This window comes from Halovivax asiaticus JCM 14624 (assembly GCF_000337515.1).
In the GTDB taxonomy this organism is placed as follows: domain Archaea; phylum Halobacteriota; class Halobacteria; order Halobacteriales; family Natrialbaceae; genus Halovivax; species Halovivax asiaticus.
The window spans coordinates 22,416-33,533 of the sequence record NZ_AOIQ01000005.1; the positions used below are offsets into that span (position 1 = coordinate 22,416).

Genomic DNA, 11,118 nt, shown 5'->3' on the forward strand with positions numbered 1-11,118 from the left:
CGGTCTAGTGAATTTGAACCCCACGACGTGACGACCCGGACCAGCCGATCGCGAAGAGGTAGCAGGCAATGCCGACGACGATGATCGAGCCGCCAGGCGGCAAGGACTGGGAAATCGCGAGGGCGTACCCTCCGAGAACCGCAGCCTGGCCGAACAGGATCGACAGGGAGAGTGTTTCCCGGAAGCTCTCGGCGAGTTGCGTCGCGGCGGCGACCGGGATGACGAGCATCCCTGCGACGAGGATCACCCCGAGGACCTGCATCGCACCGACGACGACGACCGCAGTCATCACGACGAGCAAGGCATTGTACCCGCGGACGTTCAGCCTTGCCACGCGGGCGGCCTGTTCGTCGAAGGTGATGAACAGGAGTTGCTTGTACGTCGACGCGACGCCGATGACGACGAAGATCGTCAACACGACCATCAGTCGGGCACCCTCGCCGGTCACGAAGGCGAGGTTACCGAAGAGGTACTCCTCGACGTTGACGGCCGTCAATCCGCGACCGTAGCTGATGACGAGCGTCCCGACGGCGAAGCTCCCGGTGAGCATGATCGCGATCGCCACGTCGCCGTAGGCATCGGTTCGCTCGGCCAGCCACTGCACCGCCAGTGCCCCGCCGATTCCGACGACGAGCGCGGACAAGAGCAGTGACGCCTGCCAGTCGGTCGTCGCCCCGAGCAAGAGGCCGACCGCGACGCCGGCGAACGCCGTGTGCGCGAGAGTTTCGCCGATGAGTGCCATCTCCCGGTGGACGAGAAAGACGCCAACGAGCGGGGCGACGATCCCGACCAGAACCGCCGTGGCGACCGACTGCCACATGACCGGGTGGCGAAAGACGTTCGTCCCTAGCAGCCGGTCCATGTGTTGGCCAGCGTAGACGTACTGCGTGGCCACGTCCCCCAGCAGGGGATAGGACCGGAGCCAGTAGGCGACGACGAACCCGGTCAGGACGATCGCGAGGACCACCGTCGCCGCGAGCCCGATCCGCTGGATGAGACTAATTCCCGTGGCGGACGCCTCCGTTGTCGGTCCTCGTCGCGTCGTCGGCTCGTTTCCCGTTGTGTGAGTGTCGCGACCGCTCGTCGGGTCACTGTCTGCCGTCGGGTCACTGTCAGCCCGTCCCGATTTGGGCTGTTCGTCGGTTGACGCGTCGTCGGTTTCGAATTCCGTGGGTTCACTCATATTCAGTGGTGATGCTGGACGATTCGCCCCGACGCACCGTAGGCATCTGCGAGGGCGTCGCTCTCGACGAACGATTCGGTGTCTCCGTGGTGATACAGGTGCGTGTTGAGACAGGCGATGTGATCCGCACGATCCGTGACGACGCCGATATCGTGTTCGATCAGGACGATCGTGATGCCGCGTTCGTTCAGCGATGCTAGCAGTTTGTAGAACGCGTCGCGGGACTCCGCGTCGACGCCCACCGTCGGTTCGTCCAGCGCGAGCAAGTCGGCCTCGGAGGCAAGTGCGCGAGCGATGTACGCCCGCTGGCGCTGACCGCCCGAGAGCGATCCGATCCGGCGCTCGGCAAGATTTACGATGTCGACTGTCGCGAGCGCGGCGTCGACAGCGGTTCGGTCTTCTTCAGAGAGACGTGAGTGGCCGGCGTGGGCGAACCGCCCCATCCGAACGACTTCTCGGACGGTGACGGGCATCGTCTCCGCTCGATCCGTCGCCCCCTGGGATACGTAGCCGATTCGCTCTCCCTGGTCGAACGACGAGACGGGCTGGCCGAACAGTTCGATACGGCCCGAATCGGGTTCGAGGAGTCCGAGTAGCAGGTGTAACAGCGTCGTCTTCCCGGACCCGTTCGGGCCGATCAAGCCGAGGAACTCGCCGGCACCGATGGACAACGTCACGTCCGTCACAGCGGGCTGCTCGCCGTAGGAGAAGGTCACGTTCTCCAGATGTGCGACGTCAGTCACGGCTCACCAGGGCTGCATCGAGGGCAGGAATGTTTATTTCCGTCATCTGTTCGACGTAGCCCCAGTCGTTTTCGGTCCACGTTTCGGTCGTTCCCGCAGCCGGCGAGACCGCTTCTATCGACGTCGCATCGCTGTTTTCGACGATCGTGCGAGCAAGCCTGTTCGATTCGAACTGGTCGTACAGGACCGTCTCGATCCCGTTCGAATCGACGAACTCGATGGTCTCCGCGATTTCCGACTGACTGGGGGAGTGGTCCGGAGAGATTCCCGTCGGCGTGTGCAGGACGAACCCGTACCGGTCCTGCAAATATCGGAACGAATCGTGGCTCGCGAGCACGCCGACTGGTCGATCGGTATCCGAGACGACCGTCCTGAATTGCTGGTCGAGATCGTCCAATCGGTCGGTGTATGCTACGGCGTTCTCCCGAAACGACTCCTCGTGGTCGGGTTCGACCCTTGCGAGTCCGTCGGCGATCGTTTCGACCATCCCCGTGGCCCTGACAGGGTCTACCCAGGCGTGGGGATCGTACCGGCCGTGATCGTGCTCGTCGTGTGTGTCGCTTCCCTCGTCGTGATGGGCTTGCTCTCCATCGTGATCGTGTTCGTTTCCGTCGTGATGATCGCCTTCTTCGTTTTGGTGGTGTTCGGCCTCTTCGTCTTGGTGCTGTTCGTCTTCGTCGTGTTCCTCTTCCTCGTCGTTGTGTGTTCCCTGATGCTGTCCGTCCTCGTGTGTGACTTCGTGATCCGTCTTCAGGAGGTCGACGCCTTCAAATACGTTTACGAGGGTCACGTCGTCGTAATCACGTTCGATCACCTCGGCCGCGTCCTGTACCCAGGAGAACGCCGGCGAATCGACGTAGACGAACGCACGGGAGGTTCCAAGTTTCGTGATGAGGTCCGAACTCGGACTCCAGCCGTGGCCCATGTCGCCGACGTCGACTGGGGTTTCGAACGAGATGTGGTCTCCACCGACGATATCTGCCCAATCCTGAAGGGTGTAAAACGCCGCGTAGCCCCCATCTGATTCCTGGAGGTCGGCTTCGGAGAGACATCCTGCAACGGCCGTTGCCACCGATCCGGCACCGATCGAGAGGATCGATCGTCGTGAACGGTCCATACATCACCGTCGATCGACTCCGTAAAAAGTGTTATTATTATCTACTCCATTTTTAATAATCTCTGCTATCGAGATCGGGGATGTTGTTAATACTGGGTCGAATTACTGGACGGCGCCACCGAGAATAGCAGATGAAAACCAACGACCGAATCAGACCCCAGATCGAGTCGAGATGCGGAGTGCCAACCGTTACGTTCCACCGGTGACGTCGATCGACGCAGCATCCGTCAATGATTGAAGCCGCTTCGGGTCGATCGAGAAGACAGCCGACGGTGTTCCTGCAGCGGCCCACACCGTCCCGTAGCCGAGGAGGCTTCGATCCATGACGATCGGTACGGCCGTATCGTGACAGATCGGCGGAACGCCCCCGATCACCCAGCCAATTGCCTCACGGATTCGGTCCGGATCGGCCATCTCGACCGAAGAAGCAGGAGATTCGAAGTAGTCACCGAGCGCCGTTTCGTCGACGTTGTTTGCCCCACTCGTAATGCAGACGACAAGAACGCCGTCGACGTCGAATACGAGCGAACTGGCGATTTGCGCCTCGGTACAGCCGATCGCCGCTGCGGCGTCGGCCGCCGTCTTCGTCCCGTCGGGAAACTCGACGACGTCCGGATCGAGGTCGTAGGTCCGCTTCGCACACTCGCGAAAGGACTCGGCGCGTTCGTGCATGCGCCATGGAATCGGAGGCAATTCCCCTAATAGTATCGGCGAGCCCCGAACTCAGCTGACTAGCAGCCCCAACGCAGCCCACCAGTTCGGATCGATATCACGCTCACTCGGCCCAACTAACGTCGATGGCGAGTTCGTCGCGTCGATGGTACGTCGGTGAGGGCTCCCGATCCACGGCGAACGGGTGCACTGCGACGACGAGTCGCCCCCTGGGTAGCGTGGCACGCAAGAGGACACCCATACTGGTGACGACGACGTATGGTGGTGCCGCGACGGGGGGTACCGACAGGTCGCCTCCAGCGATAGCGACGAGGTCCTCGAGGATTTGGGGAAGTTCGTCAATGACGTCGTGTTCGACGAGCGCCGCCCGAAACGGATCGACGACGTGATGGCGTTCTGTGACGGTGTCGGCCGGCCAGGTATCGACGGCCGCGTCGGCACTCGCCTCGATCATCGCGAGGACGTTTCCGTGGGCCGAGCAGAGTCGTGAGCGAACCGATTCGAGACTGTCCTCCATCGATCCGGGGTTACAGCACCTGGTCGATTTGGTCTGCAATAGTCACCTCACGCACCGTTTCCGGAGTCATCCCTGCGATCGTATCGAGGAAGGCGACGCGATAGCTTTCGGGGCCGTCGTGCTCCGTCTCGGCTGCGCGTTCGCCAGCGATCCCGAACGCCGTCGTTCCACACAGCGCGGCTTCGAACGTATCCTCGATGACTGCGTTGAACGTCGCGAGCGTCGCCCCGAGCACGCACCCGGTCCCGACGATCGATCCCATGCGCTCGTGCCCGACACTGAGTTCGTAGGCCGCCTCGCCGGTCGCGACGACGTCGGTCACGCCCGACGCGACGACGGTCGTGTCCGCCGAGTCGGCGAGTGCGCGTGCGGTCGCCGCGATCTCGTCGTACTCGCCGACTGATTCGACGCCGGCGACGTCTGCTTCGACGCCGGCTAGTGCACTCACCTCGCCGTAGTTACCCTTGATCGCGGCGAAGTCGACCCGTTCGAGGAGGGTTTCGGCGTACTCGTCTCGCGTCGGTGTGGCGCCGACGCCGACCGGATCGAACACGACCGGGACGCCCAGTTCGTTCGCCGCCCCACCGACCGCCACCATCGTCTCGACCTCCTGTGGCGATGCCGTGCCGATGTTCAGCAAGACGGCACTCGCGCCGTGAACCATCTCCTCGGCGTCACCCGGGGTATCAGCCATCACGGGCAGGCCGCCCCAGTGGAGGGTGACCTGGGCGACGTCGTTCATCGTCACTCGGTTCGTCAGGTGCTGGACGAGCGGGGACCCGTCGGCAATGGTCTGGAGCGCGTTCGCCAGCCCGTCCGAATCGATCGGGACGGAGTCAGACATTGGCAACCACCTTGCCGAGTTGCTGTGTCGCTGCCGCTGGATCGTCCGCAGCCGTAATCGCACTGATGACGGCCACGCCCGTGGCTCCAGCGTCGACGACGTCGGCCGCGTTCGCCGGCGTGATCCCACCGATCCCGATGACCGGAATCGAGACGGCATCGGCGACGGCGGCGACCCCGTCCGGGCCGATTCCGTCTTTGGCTTCGTCGACGTCTTTCGACGACGTTCCGTAGACAGCGCCCGTCCCGAGGTAGTCGGCGCCGTCTCGCTCGGCCGCGCGGGCATCGTCGACACGCCAGGCCGAACAGCCGACGATCGCGTCTTCCCCGAGAAGCTCTCGGGCCACTGCCACCGGCAGATCGGATTGCCCGAGGTGAACGCCGTCGGCGTCGATCGCCATCGCCAGATCGATGCGGTCGTTCACGATGAGTGGTACGTCAGCCGCGGCGGTACGTTCACGGAGTGCGCGCCCGAGTTCGTACCGTGAGCGGGCGGTCGTGTCTTTCTCGCGAAGCTGTACCACGTCGATCCCACCCTCGATGGCCGCCGAGACGACTTCCAGTGTCGATCGGTCTCCGGAAATCGACGCTTGGGTCACGAGGTAGGTCTCCCAGTTCGATGGCGTCACGACCGTACGTGGAGCGTTCTGCTACAAAGTGACTTCGACGCTGGCCGGCGTGAACGGACCCACACTCCAGGACCGGATGTGGAACTCGTAATTGAAGCCAGTATCACGGCGCAAAAGAGTGATCGGGGCCAGCGCTGGAACCGATGGAGAGGCTCCCGGTTTGTCGGTCAAATACGGAGAAGTTCATCGAAGTGGAACGAATCCTTTCCCCATTCTATCTTCTATTTGCACGATTCTAAAATATCTTTCCCTTGTGCAACCATTAAGAGGAATGCGGGCCTACTACGAGGTGAGATGAGTACCCAGAAGACAGTCCGACAGCCGGCCGACTCGATCGAGGAGAACAGCCTGCGACTGGACACTGACCGGTCAGAGCAGATCGTCGACGCCCTCAACACGGAACTGGCGAACACGTACGTCCTCTATCACCAGCTGAAGAAGCACCACTGGGTCGTCGAGGGAGCAGAGTTCCTGCCGATTCACGAATTTACGGAAGAGGCCTACGAACACGCGGAGGAGGGGGCGGATCTGATCGCCGAACGCGCACAGGCACTCGGTGGCGTACCCGTCTCCGGGCCCGCCGAGCAGGCCGACCGTGCCACCGTTTCGTTCGAGGGAGAAGACGTCTACGACGTTCGAACGATGCTCGAGAACGACCTCGAGATGTACGGTCACATCATCGAATCGATGCGCGATTCCATCGAGCTCGCCGAGAACCTCGGCGACTTCGCGACGGGTGAGATTCTCCGAGAGATCCTGGTGACCGTCGAGGAAGACGCCCACCACGTCGATCACTACCTCGAAGACGACACCCTCGTCCTCGAGGAAGCGACCCACTGAGGATCGAACGACGTCACATCACGACGTTCTTCGGGTTTCTTCGAACTGCTGTCAAGAACGAGCAGCGCCGAGTCTCAATCGAGTGGGGACCGTCACACGAGGATCGAGCCGCTCGTCTGTCCCTAGCGGGACAGTTCGACGACGAGGTCGGAGGAGATCCAGCCGTCTGCATTTCCGCGTTCGGTGAACACGCGACGGCCGGGTTTCGTTTCGTGGCAGGAGACGACGACTTCGGACTCCGTCGAAGGAGTATCCGTCGCCTGTCGTGAGTCGGGGGCATCCATTGTCGTGTAGTCGATTAGGTCGGCCTAAATTCATAAGCGTTGCGTTCCACCGGGTCGACCGCCGCCGCTTCGATCTGTGAAGCGGTCGGCCCAGCGTGTCCTCGTGAGTGTAGCGTTCTGGTGGGTGGACGACAGCAACTCGGGAGATTCGTGATCGCAACCGTCGAGTGTACGATTCGTCGCTACTCGCCGTCTGCGACAGCCTCGGCCGCCCTTACTGGTTGTGCGAGGTGGTGTGCTCCCGGTGGGATGAGATTTTTCGACTATGCGACCGACAGGGTGGATATGGAGCTCACTGTCGTCCAGGGGGATATCGCCGACCAATCCGCCGACGCGCTGGTGAATGCGGCGGGGACCAGCTTACGGATGGGGTCCGGTGTCGCGGGCGCGTTGCGCCGTGGCGCTGGCGGTGGCATCAACGACGCCGCGATGGAACAGGGACCGATCGATCTCGGGGCAGTCGCCGTCACCGACGCCTACGACTTGGACGCCTCGTACGTCATCCACGCAGCGGCGATGCCCCACTACGGGGACGGACGGGCCACGAAGGAGAGTATTCGCTCGGCGACCCGGAACGCGCTCGAACGTGCGGACGATCTCGGCTGCGAGTCGATCGTGATCCCTGCACTGGGCTGTGGTGTCGCGGGCTTCGATCTGGCGGCGGGTGCCGGCCTCATCGCCGACCAGATTCGCGACTACGATCCCGAGACGGTGTCGGACGTCCGCCTTATCGCGTTCAGCGACGAGGAGTACGAGACGATTCGGGCGGCCGTGGCGGAGCGGTAGGGACTCGAACGTCGACGGAAAACGGCGTCCCGTCGAAACTATTAAACCCCAAGACACGCTATTTGTAAGCGAAGTTCAAATTCAACCTTTTTCACAAATCTTTTCCGGCAGCGACGGCTCCCCTCGAACCCGATGTCAGAGACGTTCGACAACACCATCGACTGGGAGGGGTACTGGACGGAATCTGCGGACGTTACTGCGGACGACGCCAACGGAAGCGTCTATCAGGCGGAAGTGGCCGACGCAGTCTTCGGGTTCGTGGCCCAGCGGGAGACGCCCGATCGGTGTGCGGACGTCGGTTGCGGCGGCGGTGCCCTCGCGGCCCGACTCGCCGAGCAGTATCCCGAAACGACCGTCGTCGGCTACGATGCGGCCGAGTCGGTCGTCGAACGCAACAGCGAGCGAGTGCGAGTACGCGGTCCGGATAACGTTCGTTTCGAGCGAGTGAAACTTCCTGACTTCGATCCGGACGAACCGTTCGACCTCGTCACCTGCTTTTTCACCTTGTGCTACGTCGCCGACGTGGAACGGGCGTTGACGAGCCTCTACGACGCCGTGGTTCCGGGTGGTTACCTCCTTTTTACGTACCACAATCGCCTCGCCAGTTCGCTGTTCCAGGACATCGCCGCGTCCCCGGAGGACTTCCTCGACGAGTCCTCCGCGTGGAGCCCGAACACGTTCCCCGAGCGCTTCCAGTTGGTGATCGACGGTGAAAACCTCCTCTCCTACGACCGGATCGAGAACGTCCTCGGCGTCAGGCCCCGAAGTCTGTGGTCGACGGTCGACGGCGTCGAACGGTACGGGGCGTGGCGACAAAATCCGCTCGTCTACGTGCCGAACCCCGCGAGTGACGAGTGATCGACCTCCGACGACTCAATGGCGCACCGGCCGCGTCCCGGGACGAGCGACGTCGTCCCTTAGGAAAGCGAAAGGCCACGAATCTCGACTGAGGCGCCGTCCTCGACGTGGCCGACGACCGAGCCGTCGGTTTCCGCGGCGAGTTCGGCCGCCTGCTCGGACGGCAGCGCGAGCACGAAGCCGGTACCCATGTTGAACGTCCGGTGCATCTCCGCGTCGGAAACCGCCCCTTCAGCCTGGACGAAGTCGAAGACCGGCTGTGCAGGGAGCGGATCGTCGACGACGTACTGCCGATCGCCCATCCTGAGGAGGTTCGTCCACCCGCCGCCCGTGACATGTGCGGCGGCGGAAACGTTGTAATGGTGAATATACTCCAGAATATCGGTGTAGATCCGTGTCGGTCGAAGCAGTTCCTCGCCGATAGTCCGGTCGGGAATCGGCGGAAAGTCGTCGGTGTACTCGTGGTCGCGCGTGACGGCTTCCCGGGCGAGCGTGAGCCCGTTCGAGTGGATTCCGTTGGAGGGAAAGCCGACGAGGGCGTCGCCGACGGCTGCCTCGCCGTCCAGCACCTCGGCCTTCTCGGCGAGGCCGGCACAGGTGCCGGCGAGGTCGAAGCCGTCGATGACCTCGGGCATGACCGCCGTCTCGCCGCCCAACAGCGTGAGATCGGCCCGTTCGAGGCCGACGGCGAGGCCCTCACCGATCTCGTTCGTCAGCGCTTCGTCGGGGTTGTCGACCGCCAGATAGTCGACGAACGCGACCGGTTCGACGCCCGCCGCGACGAGATCGTTCGCGTTCATCGCGATGCAGTCGATTCCGATGGTCGAGTAGTCGTCGACGGCCTCCGCGACCATCAACTTCGTCCCGACGCCGTCCGTCGCCAGTGCGAGATATCGATCGCCGATGTCGAGCAGTCCGGCGTACTCCGTCGTCAGGTCGCTGCCGAACGCCTCGAGGAGCGCTGCTGTCGCGTCCTCGCTCGCCTCGATGTCCACCCCCGTCTCCGCGTAGGTGAGTCCCGTCTCGTCGTCGTTCATACTGGATCGAGTGCCGGGTGGCGGCAAAAGACCACCGGTCCGCGCCGCGATGGCCGATCCGGACGGAGTACGCCTGTTGTCGGGGAACCGGATCAGATACCGACGACGAACATGATGTACAGCGCCGCGAGCAGGCTCGGAACGAAGACGAGGACGAACACGCTCGTGTTCCAGCGCTTCACCGTCGCGCCGTCGAGGGGCCCCCACGGGATCATGTTGAACGCCGCGAGGAAGAGGTTGATCCAGAGGCCGAGCTGGCCGATCTCGCGGACGATCCCGGGTGCGCCGACCGTGTCGTGGACGAGTATCAAGGTGAAGAAGACCGCAGCGAGTGCCTGGTTCGTCAGCGGCCCGGCGAGGGCGATGAGACCGTTCTGTCGGGCTGTCAGTCGGCCGCGGTGATAGACGGCCCCCGGTGCGGCGAACAGGAAGCCGACCATCGCGCTTAACAACGCGATGAACAGCATACTGTAGTCGGCTTTGAAGACGGCGATCTGGTCGAACCGGATCGCGACGATCTTGTGGGCCAGTTCGTGACTCAGGAAGCCGACCCCCACCGTTACCACGCTCAGGCCGGTCATCCGGACGAGTTCGGTCGGATCGATCCCTCCGACTGCCGGTTCCCGGGACAACAGGAGGGCGAACGCGACGCTCAGGACGATCCACGCAGCCGCGAGATCCAGGAGTTCCCGCGTGCTGAACGAGAGGGTCGACCGCTGGGCGTAACTCATTCGAACAGCCCCACGATCGTTTCGAGACTATTGCCGGCGCCGTCCATCAGCTGGGCGAGTAGTTCACTGACACCGCCGATTTCCCCGCCGAACCACGGAATCACGGCGATGATGAAAAGGGCCGAGGCGATCATGCTGCCGACGTTCGTCAGCGCGACGATGACGATCAACCGGAACAGTTCGACGTCTAGCATCTCGTCGAACAGTTCACCGATCGGGCGTTCGGTGTCGTCTAACAGGTCGTTCAGCACGCCGATGTCGCTGACGTTGACGGGCCGGTGACGAAGCTCCATGTAGCCGGCAAACCAGCCGGGTGCGAGCAGCGGATTGATGCTCGTCAACCAGGCGACGCCACCACCGACCGCTGCACTGCTGAGACGGGCGCCAGCCAGCCGCGCGAGTGAGAATGCGAAGATTCCGTTGACGAAGAACCAGGCGAGAAAGAGCTTCAGAAGGAGGACGTTCTCCACGCCGGCCATGAGGAGCAAGCCGAAGAACGCGACGAAGCCGATCATCATCAGGTAGCCGACGACCTTGGCGATCGAGAAGCGCCGGCCCGATGTCGTCCCGGTAATCGACTCGATCGGGGGAAGGGAGGCCGGATTGTCCAGGTACTGTTCGATACCCGCGCGGTGGCCAGCACCGACGACGGCCACGACGTGATAGCCTTCGTTGCGAAGCGCGTGCAGGCGGTTCGCGATGAACGCGTCGCGCTCGTCGATCAACGCTTCGGCACCACCAGGACTGAAGCGACGGAACTCCTCCATCATCGCCGTGACCACGTCACCGTCGGTGAGCTGATCGATATCGAAGTCGTCGAAGTCCTCGACTTGCTCGTTAGACGGGGCAAGGAGGCTACCGCTGTCTCTTATACACAT

The 11,118-nt window shown here is 62.9% G+C and carries 14 protein-coding genes; 3 read left to right on the plus strand and 11 right to left on the minus strand.

Annotated elements, in window-relative coordinates; all coding sequences use genetic code 11:
* Positions 1–4 precede the first annotated feature (4 nt).
* The 7 genes from C479_RS01015 to thiE form a co-directional block, all read right to left on the minus strand.
* Positions 5–1,183, minus strand: coding sequence for a metal ABC transporter permease (locus C479_RS01015; RefSeq protein ID WP_007696523.1), 1,179 nt, complete (start codon positions 1,181–1,183; stop codon positions 5–7).
* Between the two features lie 2 nt (positions 1,184–1,185).
* Positions 1,186–1,926, minus strand: coding sequence for a metal ABC transporter ATP-binding protein (locus tag C479_RS01020; RefSeq protein ID WP_007696525.1), 741 nt, complete (start codon positions 1,924–1,926; stop codon positions 1,186–1,188).
* A complete protein-coding gene (locus C479_RS01025) occupies positions 1,919–3,043 on the minus strand; it encodes a metal ABC transporter substrate-binding protein (RefSeq protein WP_007696527.1) in 1,125 nt (374 codons plus the stop codon). The genes C479_RS01020 and C479_RS01025 overlap by 8 nt, the downstream gene beginning before the upstream one ends.
* A gap of 189 nt (positions 3,044–3,232) precedes the next feature.
* Positions 3,233–3,715 carry a YbaK/EbsC family protein gene (locus C479_RS01030; protein WP_007696530.1) on the minus strand — a complete coding sequence of 161 codons (483 nt, stop codon included), beginning with the start codon at positions 3,713–3,715 and terminating at the stop codon, positions 3,233–3,235.
* A 103-nt stretch (positions 3,716–3,818) separates the two neighbouring features.
* Entirely contained in the window at positions 3,819–4,232 is a 414-nt protein-coding gene (locus tag C479_RS01035) for a hypothetical protein (RefSeq protein ID WP_007696531.1), read from the minus strand.
* Positions 4,233–4,242: 10 nt separating this feature from the next.
* Positions 4,243–5,076 carry a hydroxyethylthiazole kinase gene (gene thiM, locus C479_RS01040; protein ID WP_007696533.1) on the minus strand — a complete coding sequence of 278 codons (834 nt, stop codon included), beginning with the start codon at positions 5,074–5,076 and terminating at the stop codon, positions 4,243–4,245.
* Positions 5,069–5,704, minus strand: coding sequence for a thiamine phosphate synthase (gene thiE, locus C479_RS01045; RefSeq protein WP_007696535.1), 636 nt, complete (start codon positions 5,702–5,704; stop codon positions 5,069–5,071). The genes thiM and thiE overlap by 8 nt, the downstream gene beginning before the upstream one ends.
* Before the next feature lie 294 nt (positions 5,705–5,998).
* On the opposite strand from thiE, the gene dpsA reads away from it, so the two are divergent.
* Positions 5,999–6,544, plus strand: a complete 546-nt coding sequence (gene dpsA / locus C479_RS01050; protein WP_007696536.1) for a DNA starvation/stationary phase protection protein DpsA — start codon at positions 5,999–6,001, stop codon at positions 6,542–6,544.
* A gap of 122 nt (positions 6,545–6,666) precedes the next feature.
* On the opposite strand, the gene C479_RS16425 is transcribed toward dpsA, so the two are convergent.
* On the minus strand, positions 6,667–6,828 hold the full coding sequence (locus tag C479_RS16425) for a hypothetical protein (RefSeq protein ID WP_007696537.1): 162 nt from the start codon (positions 6,826–6,828) through the stop codon (positions 6,667–6,669).
* Positions 6,829–7,113: 285 nt separating this feature from the next.
* On the opposite strand from C479_RS16425, the gene C479_RS01055 reads away from it, so the two are divergent.
* Both C479_RS01055 and C479_RS01060 read left to right on the plus strand, forming a co-directional pair.
* A complete protein-coding gene (locus tag C479_RS01055; protein WP_007696540.1) occupies positions 7,114–7,614 on the plus strand; it encodes a macro domain-containing protein in 501 nt (166 codons plus the stop codon).
* Between the two features lie 132 nt (positions 7,615–7,746).
* Positions 7,747–8,472: a class I SAM-dependent methyltransferase gene (locus tag C479_RS01060; RefSeq protein WP_007696542.1), complete on the plus strand. Its 726-nt coding sequence runs from the start codon at positions 7,747–7,749 to the stop codon at positions 8,470–8,472.
* Positions 8,473–8,531: 59 nt separating this feature from the next.
* On the opposite strand, the gene purM is transcribed toward C479_RS01060, so the two are convergent.
* From purM to C479_RS01075, 3 genes are all read right to left on the minus strand, one after another.
* Entirely contained in the window at positions 8,532–9,509 is a 978-nt protein-coding gene (gene purM, locus C479_RS01065) for a phosphoribosylformylglycinamidine cyclo-ligase (RefSeq protein WP_007696544.1), read from the minus strand.
* A gap of 92 nt (positions 9,510–9,601) precedes the next feature.
* Complete coding sequence (locus C479_RS01070; RefSeq protein ID WP_007696547.1) at positions 9,602–10,240, minus strand: hypothetical protein; 639 nt, start codon at positions 10,238–10,240, stop codon at positions 9,602–9,604.
* Positions 10,237–11,118, minus strand: an 882-nt coding sequence (locus C479_RS01075; protein WP_007696550.1) for a TraB/GumN family protein, incomplete at its 5' end; no start/stop codon positions are given. The genes C479_RS01070 and C479_RS01075, both read right to left, overlap by 4 nt.

Coding starts and splice junctions, on each gene's coding strand:
- C479_RS01015 (WP_007696523.1), bottom strand. CDS start 1,183: ATGAGTGAACCCACGGAATTCGAAACCGACGACGCGTCAACCGACGAA.
- C479_RS01025 (WP_007696527.1), bottom strand. CDS start 3,043: ATGGACCGTTCACGACGATCGATCCTCTCGATCGGTGCCGGATCGGTG.
- C479_RS01030 (WP_007696530.1), bottom strand. CDS start 3,715: ATGCACGAACGCGCCGAGTCCTTTCGCGAGTGTGCGAAGCGGACCTAC.
- C479_RS01035 (WP_007696531.1), bottom strand. CDS start 4,232: ATGGAGGACAGTCTCGAATCGGTTCGCTCACGACTCTGCTCGGCCCAC.
- thiM (WP_007696533.1), bottom strand. CDS start 5,076: ATGTCTGACTCCGTCCCGATCGATTCGGACGGGCTGGCGAACGCGCTC.
- dpsA (WP_007696536.1), top strand. CDS start 5,999: ATGAGTACCCAGAAGACAGTCCGACAGCCGGCCGACTCGATCGAGGAG.
- C479_RS16425 (WP_007696537.1), bottom strand. CDS start 6,828: ATGGATGCCCCCGACTCACGACAGGCGACGGATACTCCTTCGACGGAG.
- C479_RS01055 (WP_007696540.1), top strand. CDS start 7,114: ATGGAGCTCACTGTCGTCCAGGGGGATATCGCCGACCAATCCGCCGAC.
- C479_RS01060 (WP_007696542.1), top strand. CDS start 7,747: ATGTCAGAGACGTTCGACAACACCATCGACTGGGAGGGGTACTGGACG.
- purM (WP_007696544.1), bottom strand. CDS start 9,509: ATGAACGACGACGAGACGGGACTCACCTACGCGGAGACGGGGGTGGAC.
- C479_RS01070 (WP_007696547.1), bottom strand. CDS start 10,240: ATGAGTTACGCCCAGCGGTCGACCCTCTCGTTCAGCACGCGGGAACTC.